Annotated in this window: 15 protein-coding genes and 1 tRNA gene; 6 read left to right on the top strand and 10 right to left on the bottom strand. The window is 58.6% G+C overall.

Annotated features, from left to right (window positions below):
• The first annotated feature begins 2 nt into the window (after positions 1 to 2).
• The 4 genes from OEG79_RS08950 to OEG79_RS08935 all read left to right on the top strand — a co-directional run bounded on the left by OEG79_RS08950 (position 3) and on the right by OEG79_RS08935 (position 3,496).
• Complete coding sequence (locus OEG79_RS08950; protein WP_264148396.1) at positions 3 to 1,268, top strand: TrbI/VirB10 family protein; 1,266 nt, start codon at positions 3 to 5, stop codon at positions 1,266 to 1,268.
• A complete protein-coding gene (locus tag OEG79_RS08945) occupies positions 1,265 to 1,486 on the top strand; it encodes a DUF2274 domain-containing protein (RefSeq protein ID WP_264148395.1) in 222 nt (73 codons plus the stop codon). The genes OEG79_RS08950 and OEG79_RS08945 overlap by 4 nt, the downstream gene beginning before the upstream one ends.
• A gap of 478 nt (positions 1,487 to 1,964) precedes the next feature.
• Positions 1,965 to 2,261, top strand: coding sequence for a helix-turn-helix domain-containing protein (locus OEG79_RS08940; RefSeq protein WP_264148394.1), 297 nt, complete (start codon positions 1,965 to 1,967; stop codon positions 2,259 to 2,261).
• Entirely contained in the window at positions 2,258 to 3,496 is a 1,239-nt protein-coding gene (locus OEG79_RS08935) for a type II toxin-antitoxin system HipA family toxin (RefSeq protein ID WP_264148393.1), read from the top strand. The genes OEG79_RS08940 and OEG79_RS08935 overlap by 4 nt, the downstream gene beginning before the upstream one ends.
• 145 nt (positions 3,497 to 3,641) lie before the next feature.
• On the opposite strand, the gene OEG79_RS08930 is transcribed toward OEG79_RS08935, so the two are convergent.
• Positions 3,642 to 4,847, bottom strand: coding sequence for a hypothetical protein (locus tag OEG79_RS08930; protein WP_264148392.1), 1,206 nt, complete (start codon positions 4,845 to 4,847; stop codon positions 3,642 to 3,644).
• A gap of 283 nt (positions 4,848 to 5,130) precedes the next feature.
• Between OEG79_RS08930 and OEG79_RS08925 the strand changes: the two genes are divergently transcribed.
• Together OEG79_RS08925 and OEG79_RS08920 are read left to right on the top strand one after the other, a co-directional pair.
• Positions 5,131 to 5,541, top strand: coding sequence for a hypothetical protein (locus OEG79_RS08925; protein ID WP_231499337.1), 411 nt, complete (start codon positions 5,131 to 5,133; stop codon positions 5,539 to 5,541).
• The gene (locus OEG79_RS08920; protein ID WP_264148701.1) at positions 5,427 to 6,611 is read left to right on the top strand and encodes a tyrosine-type recombinase/integrase; all 1,185 of its coding nucleotides are present in this window, start codon (positions 5,427 to 5,429) and stop codon (positions 6,609 to 6,611) included. Before OEG79_RS08925 ends, OEG79_RS08920 begins: the two co-directional genes overlap by 115 nt.
• 95 nt (positions 6,612 to 6,706) lie before the next feature.
• Here OEG79_RS08920 and OEG79_RS08915 read toward each other — a convergent pair.
• From OEG79_RS08915 to thrS, 9 genes are all read right to left on the bottom strand, one after another.
• Positions 6,707 to 6,783, bottom strand: a tRNA-Pro gene (locus OEG79_RS08915).
• Positions 6,784 to 6,859: 76 nt separating this feature from the next.
• Positions 6,860 to 7,216: a MerR family transcriptional regulator gene (locus OEG79_RS08910; protein WP_264148391.1), complete on the bottom strand. Its 357-nt coding sequence runs from the start codon at positions 7,214 to 7,216 to the stop codon at positions 6,860 to 6,862.
• On the bottom strand, positions 7,197 to 7,499 hold the full coding sequence (gene ihfA, locus OEG79_RS08905; RefSeq protein WP_003243414.1) for an integration host factor subunit alpha: 303 nt from the start codon (positions 7,497 to 7,499) through the stop codon (positions 7,197 to 7,199). Before ihfA ends, OEG79_RS08910 begins: the two co-directional genes overlap by 20 nt.
• A gap of 3 nt (positions 7,500 to 7,502) precedes the next feature.
• Positions 7,503 to 9,881 (bottom strand): phenylalanine--tRNA ligase subunit beta, encoded by a 2,379-nt coding sequence (gene pheT / locus OEG79_RS08900; RefSeq protein ID WP_264148390.1) that lies wholly within the window; start codon positions 9,879 to 9,881, stop codon positions 7,503 to 7,505.
• A 44-nt stretch (positions 9,882 to 9,925) separates the two neighbouring features.
• The gene (gene pheS / locus OEG79_RS08895; protein ID WP_264148389.1) at positions 9,926 to 10,942 is read right to left on the bottom strand and encodes a phenylalanine--tRNA ligase subunit alpha; all 1,017 of its coding nucleotides are present in this window, start codon (positions 10,940 to 10,942) and stop codon (positions 9,926 to 9,928) included.
• Between the two features lie 96 nt (positions 10,943 to 11,038).
• The gene (rplT, locus tag OEG79_RS08890) at positions 11,039 to 11,395 is read right to left on the bottom strand and encodes a 50S ribosomal protein L20 (protein ID WP_003243409.1); all 357 of its coding nucleotides are present in this window, start codon (positions 11,393 to 11,395) and stop codon (positions 11,039 to 11,041) included.
• A gap of 29 nt (positions 11,396 to 11,424) precedes the next feature.
• The gene (rpmI, locus tag OEG79_RS08885) at positions 11,425 to 11,619 is read right to left on the bottom strand and encodes a 50S ribosomal protein L35 (protein ID WP_003461222.1); all 195 of its coding nucleotides are present in this window, start codon (positions 11,617 to 11,619) and stop codon (positions 11,425 to 11,427) included.
• A 60-nt stretch (positions 11,620 to 11,679) separates the two neighbouring features.
• The gene (gene infC, locus OEG79_RS08880; protein WP_013716024.1) at positions 11,680 to 12,213 is read right to left on the bottom strand and encodes a translation initiation factor IF-3; all 534 of its coding nucleotides are present in this window, start codon (positions 12,211 to 12,213) and stop codon (positions 11,680 to 11,682) included.
• A 17-nt stretch (positions 12,214 to 12,230) separates the two neighbouring features.
• Positions 12,231 to 14,153: a threonine--tRNA ligase gene (thrS, locus tag OEG79_RS08875; protein WP_143498660.1), complete on the bottom strand. Its 1,923-nt coding sequence runs from the start codon at positions 14,151 to 14,153 to the stop codon at positions 12,231 to 12,233.
• Positions 14,154 to 14,209 lie beyond the last annotated feature (56 nt).

Below are 14,209 nucleotides of genomic sequence, written 5' to 3'. Positions count from 1 at the left end.
GCATGACGGCCAAGAACAACGACCAAACCGCAGGAACCTCGCTGCCGCCCAAGGAAGCGCCGGAGTCGCTGGAGCTGCGCGCCAAGCCGCGCCCGGTTACTCGCCTCAATCCGCGCATGCTGGCGGTAGTGGTCGGAGGCCTGTCGGCTGCGGTGCTCGGTGCCATGCTGTGGTCGCTGCAACCACAGCAACGCCGTCAGGGCGCAGAGCCGAACGAGCTATACAACGTCGACCGCGTGGCACGCTCCGAGGGGCTGGAGCATTTGCCAGCAGACTACTCGCAGTTGCCGCCTCCACCTGCCCCCGAGATACCGCAACTGGGCCCACCGTTACCCGGCGATCTGGGCGGGCCAATCCTCAGGGCGGAGCAGCAGGCGCAAGGTTATGGACATGGGCCAGATGCCGCCGAAGCAGAGCGCCTGGCCCTGCTCAAGGAAGCTGAGGAGGCAGCGCAGTCATCGGTGTTCTTCCAGACCAGTAGCGTGAGGAAATCGAACGTTGCATCCACTGGGAGCGCCCAGCCAGATCCCATGACCCTGGGTATGGCCTCGTCAGGCGCGGTAGCCGCAGTTGCAGGAACGCCGCCCCAGCAGGAACGGAACGAGGCGTTTCTCAGTAGATCCGTAAATACACAAATCCGTAATTCCGGATTGCTGCAGATGCCTGAGTCGCCCTATCAGGTGATGGCCGGCACCATCATCGCAGCGGCGCTGGTCACCGGCATCAAGTCGGATCTACCCGGCGACGTGATCGCCACGGTGACCGAACCGGTCTACGACAGCGCCACCGGCCAGCACGTACTCATCCCTCAGGGTGCACGCCTGCTGGGCCGCTATAACAGTCAGGTGAGCTATGGGCAGAGCCGCGTGCAGGTGGTGTGGCAGCGGGTGATCTTGCCGGACACCTCGTCCCTCCAGATCGACAACCTGGTTGGTACAGACGCCGCCGGCTATGCCGGTCTCGAGGATGGCGTCGACTGGCACTGGAACCGGATCGTCGCCGGCGCGGCCATGACCAGTCTGCTGGGTATCGGTGCCGAACTGGCAGCACCGACCAGTCGCACCGATGGCGACCGCATCATCATCGCGGGGCGCGACAGCCTGCAGGACACGGTGAACCAGGTCGGTCAGGAGGTCACCCGCCGCAACCTCGATATCCAGCCCACACTGACCCAGCGCCCTGGCCTGCCCCTGCGCGTGATCGTGAACCGCGATCTGGTGTTGCGCCCCTACCAACCCGTCACAGCTCAACAAGGGAGCCCGCAATGAGCACGACCAAACTCCGTCTCGGCCCACTGCCGAAAACTGAGAGCCTGAAGCTGACTTTCACCTGCCCGGCCAGCCTGAAGGCCGACCTCGAGCGCTACGCGGTGCTGCACTCACAGACCTACGGTGAAGAGGTCGACGCCCTGACGCTCGTTCCGCACATGCTGGAGGCCTTCATGGCAAGGGATCGGGTGTTCAGGAGACTTGGCACAACGAGCTGACAACCGAATCGGTTTACCCTGGCTGGCCGCCTGTTATGTCCTGCCTCCGAAGAGGCTGGTAACAAGTGTGAGTACGGATCTTCTTCCAGAGAACATTCGAACTGAGTTGCCTGAATGAATAAAGAAAAAATCAGCAGAATCCTAGAAGCTGAATATTTTCTTTGCTCAATCAAGAAAATCTGGGGAACAGAGACAAGTTAAAGGATTTTTTGACATGCACCTAGTCGATCACGCATGGCTAGGTGAAGCCATGCTGCCGTCCGCATTCCTATTGCAACTGCTAGCGTTTTTTCCACATGCGGATTGCGACGGGAACAGACAGGTAACAGAACAATCCGCTTGAGCATGAAGGTCAGGGCATGCGATCTCCGCCCTGAAGCAATCTGGCCCAGGAAAAATCAATGGATCACATTTGAGCCAATAAGAGCATGAATGGCGTATAATGGATCACAAGTGAACCATTAACTGAGGCTCCCCCTTGGCCCTAACCCATTCTCTGCTCGCTCCAGGCGAACTGGCCCAAAAGATCGGTGCCAACGCCCGAGATGCGCGACTCGCAAAGAACCTCTCACGCAAATCCTTGGCGAAGATGGCGGGTGTTTCCGAATCAACCATTAAGCGATTCGAATCCAATGGGCAGATCACCCTTGATGCTCTGGTTCTCATCGCTACAGCACTTGGTGCCACACGCCAAATCGCCGAACTGTTCAAGCATGAGCGGCCTGTCTCGCTTGAAGAAATCAAACAAACAGGACGTACCCGGGGGCGCCAATGAAATCCATCAACACCGTAGAGGTATTGCTCGCCGGCACACCGGTCGGGGAGCTGGTGGCCAGTCGACAGGGTATCTACTTTGCCTATCATCCACAGTGGGTGGCGCAAGGCTTCAACCTGTCACCCCTGAACATGGACTTCACAACCCAACCCCAGAAAGCTGCTGATCCAGTCCTTTTCGCAGGCCTACCAGGCGCGATTGCCGACTCCCTCCCAGACGGATGGGGCATGTTGCTAATGGATCGTTATTTCCTTGCCAATCATGGCATAGACCGTAGACACATTTCCCCGCTCGATCGGCTGGCTTACATGGCAGACAGGGGCATGGGTGCACTGGAATATCGCCCGGTGCTTGAGCACGCCACCGGTGAAGATGATATTGATCTGGCCCAGCTCTACCAGGAATCCCAGGCGGTCTACGAAGGAGACACCTCGTCCATTCTTGATGCTCTGCGCCTCGCTGGTGGCTCCCCTGCCGGCGCTCGCCCCAAGGTCGTCGTTGCCCTGTCCCCAGACAGAAAGCAATGCAATACATCTTTCCAGCAGCTCCCAGCCGGCTACCAACACTGGCTAGTGAAGTTCCGATCACCAACCGAACATCGTGATACCGGCACCATTGAATATGCCTACGCGCTCTTGGCAGAACGTGCTGGAGTGAAGATGGCTGCGAGCGACTTGCTCACAGTCAGCTCTGCAAACGGTACCGAGCGTTTCTTTGCTGCCCAACGTTTCGACAGACACGGCAATAGCAAACTCCACATGATGACTGCCAGCGGTATTCTCTATGCAGATCACCGCGCGCCCTCGCTGGACTATTCAGATCTCTTGAAAACAACCCACGCGGTCACCAACCATGCAGCGGAGGTAGAGCGCATGGCAAGACTCATGGTTTTCAATGCCCTGACCCACAACCATGATGACCACGCCAAGAACTTCGCATTCCTACACGACCAAGGACGGTGGACATTAGCTCCGGCCTATGACCTGACCTATGCCCCTGTCCAGGGTTTCGCAGACGAGCACACTACCTCTTTCAACGGCTCCGGAGTGGCAACACGTAAAAACCTCAAACAAGTCTGCTCTGCTTTCCGCTATCTGGATCCGGATCTTTACATCGAACAGACCCTTGATGTGCTCTCCGGCTGGTCTTCACTATGCAATGAACTTGAGATCGATCCCAATCAGCAGAGAATAATTCAGCGGGCATTCAACGAAATCCGCAAGCGCCTCGACTGACGCCTGCATCGGTCGACGTCACAGACGTTGAACAGGCATCAAGGGGCGATTCACATACCTCCGGATCGACAGGTTTATAAAATCCAGAAAACGCTCACCATCAGTGAGCATTTTCCGAGTTTCGTAAACCCAGACCGAATCAGTCTCAGCGCTCCCGAGGCCCCTTCCACTCCAGCAACGCCTGTAGCGGATCCAGCTCGCCAACAAGCTCACGCGCTCGGGCGAGCTTGTCCATAGCAACACACCGCTCGGCTTCGGGCAGATTCGATACGGAGCTCTCAGCATCACTGAAAAAGGCCTGGATCCGTTTTATGTCATCCCACTGTTTGATGGCACTCAGCAAATCAGCTCTCGCCTGCTCCCTTGCCTCGTTTTGACGTCGAATCCGTTCTCTCTCCTCGAGCCGGCACATCTGCTCCTTCCACTCCTGCTGACGAATTCTCGCCTGCTCCTCGGCTTCCTCTACCAATCGGGCAATTACAGGCGCGGCGTCCGTGAGCTGCTGGACGATCTCATCCAGCTGGCCACGCAGCTGGCTTTGCTTGACCTCCTTCCAACTCTGAGACCAATCAGTCCACGGATATGGCGAGAACGCCCTTATACATAGGCGGCCGGTCGCAAAGTCCATGCTCGTCGACCAGTTCCAGGTTGGGCTCAAGCGGCGCATCTGCTGCGACGGTATCTTGGAGGTGGGGATGTACTTGCCATCGATGTAGCGGGCCTCCAGCTCCTCAGTCATCTCAAATAACGTCAGCCCAATGGCAACCGTCCCGATGAAGACCACTGTGGGCTTGGATGGTGACCACAACGCCGGATGCCGGTGCCTTGGCTTCTTGGGTGGGTGCTCATGTTCATCAAACGAGGCCCGGGCATAGGTTCGGTCACTCGGGGCAAACATCACGCGATGGCCGGCAGCCTCCAGCTTGAGAAACAGCTGATTCGCCAGTTTCAGGGCCGGCTCTAGCTGAGGCTTGGTCACCACGACATCCACCAGGCGCTGCCTACCTGGCTTGAGAAACCCCTGGTCGATGACTCGCCCCTGCTCAAAGACCTCATACGCCCCCACGACAACAGGGTGCTGCCTTGATCGCGATATGCGGAGCTGTTCGGGTTTGATTTTGCGCGGTGCAGGTGCCTTCGGTACCGGTCGAGAAACAGCACCAAGAGCATCTCCCTTGCGCCAGACCTGAAGATCACCTGGCCCAGCCTCAGGCAGCGGTGGCTGACGACTTGGTATTCCATTCTCCAGCTTTACCCAGTGACCACGCGGCGGCCGCGGGACATTCATGCGGGTACACACGCGCGCCAAGAAGCTGGAGGAAACACGGTGGTGATCCGCGATCTTGGTCATGGGAAGCCGCCACACCTCTGCGTACATCTCCTCACGACTGACTGGGCCACCAGAGTTGGAATCAGGTTGCTGAGATACCTGTTCGGAAGACACGCATCAATCCTTAAGCCTGATATCACCGCACCAGCCAACGACAGGCCATACGCCACGATCCATCAGGTCAAACCGAGCCAAAACGGTTGTTGTACCAAACCCTCCGCAGCCCACTCCACCACGTTGTTCGCGTAGCGAGCAACGGACAGCATCTGCAGCACGGATCAGGGCCGATAAGGAGGCGACATTCATGCCCGCATCATCTGAACAGATAGCCGCACGCTTGATCACCTGCCCACCCAGAATCCTGCGAGCCAGCGCGGCCCCCGCCTACCTCGGCATGTGCCGCACAGAATTCAACAAAACCGTCCGGCCTTACGTGCGGGAGTTCCGCATTGGGGTGCAAGGCATCGGCTTTGATCGCCAAGAGCTGGATGCCTGGGCAGACGCCTACATCGACCGGGCCATCATTGAAAAGGAAGGTGCCAAGGGACATGATCACTCTCGCAGCGAGCGCCAAGGAGAAAAGCCATGGCGCGAAAAACCATTAGCGGCCTCTACCAAAGGAACGGGATCTGGCACATCGACAAGGTCTTCAGAGGTCAGCGAATTCAGGAAAGCACTGGATCAAGCGATAGGAAGGAGGCAGAGCAATACCTGATACACAAGCTGGAAAAGCTCCGGGAACAGAAGATCTACGGCGTCCGCAAGATCAGAACGTGGCGGGAGGCTGCTACGCGTTACCTGACCGAGTACAAGGATCAGCCGTCGATAGGCCTCACAGCCATCTATCTGGAGCAGTTGGACCCGTATATTGGCGACCAGCCTCTGACTCATGTCGACGACGAGACCCTGGCTCCCTACATAAGGGATCGACTCAAGAGCAGCAGAACCAGCGATGGCAAGTTGAAGCCTGGCGTCTCACACCGCACGGTGAACATCGCACTAGAGCGCGTCATACGCATCCTGAACCTGTGCGCCCGAAAATGGCGTGATGAGCAGAAGCGTCCCTGGCTCGACGTAGTGCCAATGATCACCAAGCTGGAAGAGAAGAAAACCAGACGCATGCCCTACCCGATGTCCTGGGAGGAGCAGTCGATTCTCTTCGCCGAACTGCCGGATCATTTGCGCCGCATGGCCCTGTACAAGGTCAACAGCGGCTCACGCGAGCAGGAGGTCGTGAAGCTTCGCTGGGATTGGGAGATACCGATTCCTGAGCTCAACACCAGCGTCTTTCTCATACCGGCGGATTTTGGTGGCCGACATGAGAGCTCCGGGGTCAAGAACGGCGACGAGCGCCTCGTTGTGCTCAACAACGTAGCCAAGTCGGTCATAGAGGGACAGCGCGGGCTTGATCCGGTTTGGGTATTTCCTTACGGACAACCCGATCGAAACGGCAAGGCCACGCCGGTTCACCGAATGAACGACTCGGCGTGGAAGAAAGCCAGGGTCAGAGCAGCGAAGAAGTTCCAAGAGCGTTTTCTGCGCCCTGCCCCAGCTGGATTTGCTTCGATCCGCGTTCACGATCTGAAGCACACCTTCGGCCGAAGACTTCGGGCAGCTGGGGTAACGGAGGAAGACAGGAAGGCTCTGCTGGGCCACAAGAACGGCAGCATCACCAGTCACTACTCAGCCGCCGAGCTGGGCAAACTGATCGATGAAGCCAACAGGATTTCGGCCACCGACTCGCGCGGTCCGGCCCTGACAATTTTGAGGAGAATGGCAGGATGAAAAAAAGTCCCGCAAAAGTCCCTACGCTTCTACGTGTGAAGCGCCCATAAAAAAATCCAGTCACCGCTAAGTGACTGGATTTTCTAGGGATTTTTTGGTCGGGACGGAGTGATTCGAACACTCGACCCCTTGCACCCCATGCAAGTGCGCTACCGGGCTGCGCTACGCCCCGACGATGCTTCCGGGTTACCGAAAGCGGGAGGAACTATACATTAAGCATTTGAAATAAGGCAACTTTTTCTTCGCGCTTACTTCTTCAGTACGAGCAACACATCCTCAAGCTCAGTGATCATCTGCTTGATCAACTGACGATACTGAGTGGTGTCATCCTTGGCTTCATCGCCAGAAAGACGCTGACGCGCACCTCCGATGGTAAAGCCTTGGTCGTACAGGAGCGCTCGAATCTGCCGAATCATCAGTACATCCTGGCGCTGGTAGTAGCGACGGTTACCCCGTCGCTTTACCGGATTGAGCTGTGGGAATTCCTGTTCCCAGTAACGCAGAACGTGGGGCTTGACCGCGCAGAGTTCGCTGACCTCGCCAATGGTGAAGTAGCGCTTGCCGGGAATTGCCGGTAGTTCGTCGTTATGACTTGGTTCCAGCATATGCCTCGACCCTGGCCTTCAATTTTTGCCCTGGACGAAAAGTGACCACACGGCGAGCCGTGATTGGAATCTCTTCCCCTGTTTTCGGGTTCCGGCCTGGTCGCTGGCGCTTGTCGCGCAAGTCGAAGTTACCGAACCCGGAAAGCTTGACCTGTTCGTTCAGCTCAAGAGCCTGGCGGATCTCTTCAAAAAACAGCTCCACCAGCTCCTTGGCTTCCCGTTTGTTCAGGCCGAGCTCTTCATACAGACGTTCCGCCATTTCAGCTTTCGTCAGAGCCCCCATACGCTACTTCCTTAACGTGGCGTTGAACCTTTGTTCGAGGCAGGTGAGGATGTTTTGCGTAGTGGTACTCACCTCATCGTCATTAAGAGTGCGCGATGGATGTTGCCAGGTCAAGCCAACGGCGAGGCTTTTTCTATGCGGATCAATACCTTTACCGTGATAGACGTCAAATAGCTTGAGGTCCGTGAGCCATTCGCCCGCTGTTTCACGAATCGCCGTCAGCACGGCTTCGGCCGGCTGCTCGCGATCGACCAGTAACGCCAGATCACGACGCACCTCAGGGAAGCGCGACAGCTCACTGAACGCAGGCATGCGACCGGCGGCTACTTCCGCCAGCACCAGCTCGAAGACGAACACCGGCTGATCCAGCCCCACCGTCTTGGCCAGCTCCGGATGCAGAGCACCGATGAAGCCAACCAGGCGGCCTTCCCGCTCGATGCGAGCGGTCTGCCCCGGATGCAGGGCTGGATGGTCGCCTGGGACGAAGCTGAACGCATCGGCAGCGCCGGCATAACCCAGCAGCGCTTCGACATCGGCTTTCAGATCGTAGAAGTCGACACTCTCACGGCTGTTGGCCCAACCTTCCGGCAGGCGGCTGCCAGTGATCACACCGGCGAGCATCGGCTCCTGCCTGAGTTCGTCCAGCTGGCCGACAAATCGCAGACCGCTTTCGAACAGACGCACGCGCGACTGCTGACGGTTGAGGTTGTGCTGCAGCGCCTTGACCAGACCCGGCCACAGCGAAGAACGCATGGCAGCCATGTCGGCGGAGATCGGGTTAGCCAGTTGCAGCGGCTCGACACCGGGATTGAACAGCTCGAACAGCTTGGGATCGATGAAGCTGTAAGTGATCGCTTCCTGATAGCCACGGGCAACCAGCAGGCGACGCAACGCGGGCAGCTCGGCACGGGCCTCAGCCTTGGACTGCGGAGCCAGACGCGCCTGCGGGTAGCGCACCGGCAGACGGTTGTAACCGTAAAGACGGCCCAGCTCTTCGATCAGATCAACTTCCAGGCTGATGTCGAAGCGGTGGCTCGGCACACTGACCTGCCACTGACCTGCACCCTGAGCGGTAACGCCCAGACCCAGTGCAGAGAGCAGGCGCTCGACTTCGGCGCTGTCCATATCCATGCCCAGCATCTGGCTGATGCGTTCGGCACGCAGGGTGATCGGCGCAACGCTCGGCAAATCGGCTTCGCTACTGACCTCGACGATCGGACCTGCCTCGCCGCCGACGATCTCCAGCAGCAGCGCAGTCGCTCGCTCCATGGCCTTGCGCGCCAGCTGGGAATCCACGCCACGCTCGAAGCGATGCGAAGCGTCCGTGTGCAGACCATAGGAACGAGCTTTGCCGGCGACAGCGATGTTGTCGAAGAAGGCGCTTTCCAGGAACAAATCGCGCGTCGTGGCACTCACGCCACTGTGCTCACCGCCCATCACACCGGCGATGGCCAGGGCGCGATTGTGATCGGCGATTACCAGGGTGTCGGCACGCAGGCTGACTTCCTGGCCGTCCAGCAGGACCAGCTTCTCGCCCTCTTCCGCCATGCGCACGCGGATGCCGCCGTTGATCTCGGCGAGATCGAAGGCGTGCATCGGCTGCCCCAGTTCGAGCATCACGTAGTTGGTGATATCGACGGCAGCATCGATGCTGCGGATATCGGAACGGCGCAGGCGCTCGACCATCCACAGCGGAGTCGGACGCGACAGGTCGACATTGCGTACCACACGGCCCAGATAACGCGGGCAGGCCTTGGGCGCCAATACCTCGACCGGACGCACTTCGTCATGACTGGGAGCTACGACCTCAACAGCAATCGGAGAAACGGCAGCGCTGTACATGGCACCGACTTCCCGGGCCAGACCGGCGAGCGACAGGCAGTCACCGCGATTGGGGGTCAGGCCGATCTCGATGCTGGCGTCGTCCAGTTGCAGGTAGCTACGGACATCACTGCCCACCGGCGCATCGGCCGCCAGTTCCATCAGGCCGCTGTGATCATCACTGATCTGCAGTTCGGAGGCCGAACACAGCATGCCCTGGGACTCCACACCACGCAGCTTGGCCTTCTTGATCTTGAAGTCACCCGGCAGCTCGGCACCGATCATGGCGAACGGAACCTTGATGCCGGCGCGCGCATTGGGGGCGCCGCAGACGACCTGGAAGGTCTCGCTGCCATTGCTCACCTGGCATACGCGCAGCTTGTCGGCGTCCGGATGCTGCTCGGCGCTGAGAATCTCACCAACTACCACGCCACTGAAGGCGCCAGCCACCGGTTGAACGGCATCGACCTCGAGGCCGACCATGGACAGGCGCGCGACCAGATCCTCACGGGATACATCGGGGTTCACCCAGCTGCGCAGCCACTGTTCACTGAATTTCATGTTGTCTGTTCTCCTTAAACGAATTCGATCACGAGGGGCGGTTGCTAGCGAAATTGCGCCAGGAACCGCAGGTCGTTATCGAAGAACAGGCGCAAGTCATTGACGCCATAGCGCAGCATGGCCAGGCGCTCGACGCCCATACCGAAGGCGAAACCGGAGTATTTCTCCGGATCGATGCCGCTCATGCGCAGCACGTTCGGGTGCACCATGCCGCAGCCCATCACTTCCAGCCAGCCGGTCTGCTTGCATACGCGGCAGCCCTTGCCGGAACACATCACGCACTGCATGTCGACCTCGGCCGACGGCTCGGTGAAGGGGAAGAAGGAGGGACGGAAACGCACACCCAGCGGCTTCTCGAAGAACACCCGGAGGAACTCCTCGATGGTACCCTTCAGATCAGCGAAGCTGATGTCCTCATCGACCAGCAGGCCTTCGACCTGATGGAACATCGGCGAGTGGGTGATATCGGAGTCGCAGCGATAGACGCGGCCGGGGCAAACGATGCGGATCGGCGGCTGCTGCGATTCCATGGTACGCACCTGCACCGGCGAGGTGTGGGTGCGCAGCAACATGTTCGCATTGAAGTAGAAGGTATCGTGCATCGCCCGTGCCGGGTGGTGGCCGGGGATGTTGAGCGCTTCGAAGTTGTGGTAGTCGTCTTCGACTTCCGGGCCTTCGGCGACGCTGTAACCGATATGGGTGAAGAACTGCTCGACACGCTCAAGCGTGCGGGTGACCGGGTGCAGACCACCGGAAGCCTGACCGCGGCCCGGCAGGGTCACGTCGATACGCTCGGACGCCAGCTTCTCGGCGAGCAGGGCCTGCTCAAGCACGGATTTGCGGGCGTTCAGGGCATCTTGCACCTGTCCCTTGGCAGTGTTGATCAGGGCGCCGGCCTGCGGACGTTCTTCGGCCGACAGCTTGCCCAGAGTCTGCATCAGGGCAGTCAGCTCGCCTTTCTTGCCAAGGTATTGAACCCGGAGCTGTTCCAGGGCGTTGACATCTTCGCTTTGTTGCACGGCCTCGAGCGCTTGGGAGACCAATGCATCCAGATTTTCCATTTACAGACTCCAGATACGAAATAGGGGAAGAGCTGTTAAGGCTCTTCCCCTATCTTTGACGTTGCCACCGGGCGGACCCGGTGATTGTCGGGGGACTTAAGCCAGAACGGCCTTAGCTTTCTCGACAATCGCAGCAAACGCCGCTTTTTCGTTCACTGCCAGATCAGCCAGAACCTTGCGGTCGATTTCGATCGACGCTTTCTTCAGGCCAGCGATCAGACGGCTGTAGGACAGACCGTTGACGCGGGCACCTGCGTTGATACGAGCGATCCACAGTGCACGGAACTGACGCTTGCGCTGACGACGGTCACGGTAGGCGTATTGGCCAGCCTTGATCACCGCCTGCTTGGCGACGCGGAACACGCGCGAACGCGCACCGTAGTAGCCCTTGGCGAGCTTCAGGATTTTTTTGTGACGAGCACGAGCGATAACGCCACGCTTAACACGAGCCATGAGTAATTACCTCTAAGTATCTTGACCGATTAACGAACGCGCAGCATGCGCTCGACTTTAGCTTTGTCCGACGGGCCGATCAGCGAGCTGCCACGCAGCTGGCGCTTACGTTTGGTGGACATTTTGGTCAGGATGTGGCTCTTGAAAGCGTGCTTGTGCTTGAAGCCTGTAGCAGTCTTCAGGAAGCGCTTTGCAGCACCGCTCTTGGTTTTCATTTTTGGCATGTTTAGTACTCCGCATTCATTAACAACTGATAACCATCAGGCCTGCCAGTGCCCGGGAGGTTATTTACGCTTCTTGGGAGCGATGACCATCATCAGCTGGCGTCCTTCCAGCTTAGGATGCTGTTCTACGGTGCCGAGCTCGATCAGGTCTTGTTCGACCCGCTTGAGCAGCTCCATACCCAGCTCCTGGTGAGCCATCTCACGACCGCGGAATCGAAGTGATACCTTGGCCTTGTCCCCATCTTCAAGGAAACGTACCAGGTTGCGTAGTTTTACCTGGTAATCCCCTTCTTCCGTCCCTGGACGAAACTTGATCTCTTTGATCTGCTGCTGGTGCTGATTCTTCTTGGCGATAGCAGCCTGCTTTTTCTTCTCGAACAGGTGCTTGCCGTAGTCCATGATGCGGCAAACTGGCGGTACTGCATCGGCCGAGATCTCTACCAGATCCAGCTTGGCTTCTTCAGCCACGCGCAATGCTTCATCGATCGAAACAATACCAATCTGCTCGCCGTCCGCACCAATCAGACGAACCTCACGTGCAGTGATGTTCTCGTTGATCGGCGCTTTGGGAGCGGCCCGCTTGTCCTGTCTCATATCACGCTTAATAGTTCTTACTCCAAATCTTGGCGACCACGCCGGGAAACCGCTTGCTGCAACTGCGCGGCGAACTGCTCGATAGGCATTGACCCCAGGTCGACGCCTTCGCGGGTGCGCACAGCAACGGATCGTGTCTCGACTTCCCGATCTCCGATAACCAAGAGATAGGGAACCTTGAGCAAGGTATGCTCGCGGATTTTAAAGCCGATCTTTTCGTTTCTCAAGTCAACCTTGGCACGAAAACCGCTTTGATTGAGAGTTTTCTCGACTTCGAGGGCGAAATCGGCCTGCTTGTCAGTGATATTCATGATTACCGCCTGGGTCGGCGCCAACCAGGCCGGGAACGATCCGGCGTAATGTTCGATCAGCATGCCGATGAAACGTTCAAACGACCCCAGGATCGCACGGTGCAGCATGACCGGACGCTTGCGGTTGTTGTCTTCGGCGATATAGCTGGCGTCCAGGCGCTCAGGCAGGTTCGGATCATACTGCAGCGTGCCGCACTGCCAGTTGCGCCCCAGGCAGTCGCGCAGGGTGAACTCGATCTTCGGCCCGTAGAAGGCACCCTCGCCCGGCTGATATTCCCAGGCCAGCCCGGACTCGTTCAGCGCCTCGGCCAGCGCACCCTCGGCGCGATCCCACAACTCATCGGAACCTACGCGCTTGGCGGGGCGAGTCGAGAGCTTCATGGCGATATCGGTGAAGCCGAAGTCCGAGTAGACCTGCAGGGTCAGCCTGATGAAGTCGGCCGCTTCCTTCTTCACCTGATCCTCGGTGCAGAAGATGTGCGCATCGTCCTGCACGAAGCCACGCACGCGCATGATGCCGTGCAGCGCACCGGACGGCTCGTTGCGGTGACAGGCACCGAACTCGGCCAGACGCAGCGGCAGGTCGCGGTAGGACTTCAGGCCCTGATTGAAGATCTGCACGTGACACGGGCAGTTCATCGGTTTGACGGCGTAGTCGCGGTTCTCCGAGGCTGTGGTGAACATATTCTCGGCGTAGTTGGACCAGTGACCGGAACGCTCCCACAGGATGCGATCGACCACCTGCGGCGTGCGCACCTCCACGTAGCCGTTCTCACGCTGCACCTGGCGCATGTACTGCTCCAGCACCTGATAGACGGTCCAGCCATTGGGGTGCCAGAAGACCATGCCCGGCGCTTCTTCCTGCAGATGGAACAGGTCCAGCTGCTTGCCGATACGGCGGTGATCGCGCTTCTCGGCTTCCTCGATGCGCTGGATATACGCAGCCAGTTGCTTCTTGTCCGCCCAGGCAGTGCCGTAGATACGCTGCAGCTGCTCGTTCTTCGAGTCGCCGCGCCAGTAGGCGCCGGAAATCCGGGTCAGCTTGAACGCCTTGAGGAAGCGGGTATTGGGCACGTGCGGACCGCGGCACATGTCCACGTACTCTTCATGGAAGTACAGGCCCATGGCCTTCTCGTCCGGCATGTCGTCGATCAGACGCAGCTTGTACTCCTCACCACGGGACTTGAACAGCTCGATGACCTCGGCGCGCGGCGTCATCTTCTTGATGACGTCGTAGTCCTTGTCGATCAGCTCGGCCATGCGCTTCTCGATGGCCGCCATGTCTTCCGGAGTAAAGGGTCGATCGATGGCGATGTCGTAATAGAAGCCTTCATCGATGACCGGGCCGATCACCATCTTGGCATTGGGATACAGCTGCTTGACCGCATGCCCAACCAGGTGAGCACAGGAGTGGCGGATGATTTCCAGCCCCTCTTCGTCCTTCGGCGTGATGATCTGCAGGGTGGCATCGGTATCGATCACGTCACAGGCATCGACCTGCCTGCCGTTTACCTTGCCAGCAAGCGTGGCCTTGGCCAGGCCCGCACCAATGGATTGAGCGACTTCCAGTACGGATACCGGATGATCGAACGAACGCTGACTGCCGTCGGGAAGAGTGATGATGGGCATGGCGCCTCCTCTCCTAGTGGTGACCCCTACCAAAGGTCACGTGGGTTGGGATGAGC

Source organism: Pseudomonas sp. Z8(2022) (assembly GCF_025837155.1).
Taxonomy (GTDB): Bacteria; Pseudomonadota; Gammaproteobacteria; order Pseudomonadales; family Pseudomonadaceae; genus Aquipseudomonas.
This window is presented reverse-complemented; position numbering and strand designations above follow the sequence as displayed.

Bases quoted from the DNA above. Each gene is read 5' to 3' on its own strand.
- OEG79_RS08945 (WP_264148395.1), top strand. From the start codon at position 1,265: ATGAGCACGACCAAACTCCGTCTCGGCCCACTGCCGAAAACTGAGAGC.
- rpmI (WP_003461222.1), bottom strand. From the start codon at position 11,619: ATGCCAAAAATGAAAACCAAGAGCGGTGCTGCAAAGCGCTTCCTGAAG.
- ihfA (WP_003243414.1), bottom strand. From the start codon at position 7,499: ATGGGGGCTCTGACGAAAGCTGAAATGGCGGAACGTCTGTATGAAGAG.
- OEG79_RS08950 (WP_264148396.1), top strand. From the start codon at position 3: ATGACGGCCAAGAACAACGACCAAACCGCAGGAACCTCGCTGCCGCCC.
- OEG79_RS08910 (WP_264148391.1), bottom strand. From the start codon at position 7,216: ATGCTGGAACCAAGTCATAACGACGAACTACCGGCAATTCCCGGCAAG.
- infC (WP_013716024.1), bottom strand. From the start codon at position 12,213: ATGAGACAGGACAAGCGGGCCGCTCCCAAAGCGCCGATCAACGAGAAC.
- OEG79_RS08930 (WP_264148392.1), bottom strand. From the start codon at position 4,847: ATGACCAAGATCGCGGATCACCACCGTGTTTCCTCCAGCTTCTTGGCG.
- thrS (WP_143498660.1), bottom strand. From the start codon at position 14,153: ATGCCCATCATCACTCTTCCCGACGGCAGTCAGCGTTCGTTCGATCAT.
- rplT (WP_003243409.1), bottom strand. From the start codon at position 11,395: ATGGCTCGTGTTAAGCGTGGCGTTATCGCTCGTGCTCGTCACAAAAAA.
- OEG79_RS08935 (WP_264148393.1), top strand. From the start codon at position 2,258: ATGAAATCCATCAACACCGTAGAGGTATTGCTCGCCGGCACACCGGTC.
- pheT (WP_264148390.1), bottom strand. From the start codon at position 9,881: ATGAAATTCAGTGAACAGTGGCTGCGCAGCTGGGTGAACCCCGATGTA.
- OEG79_RS08925 (WP_231499337.1), top strand. From the start codon at position 5,131: ATGCCCGCATCATCTGAACAGATAGCCGCACGCTTGATCACCTGCCCA.
- pheS (WP_264148389.1), bottom strand. From the start codon at position 10,942: ATGGAAAATCTGGATGCATTGGTCTCCCAAGCGCTCGAGGCCGTGCAA.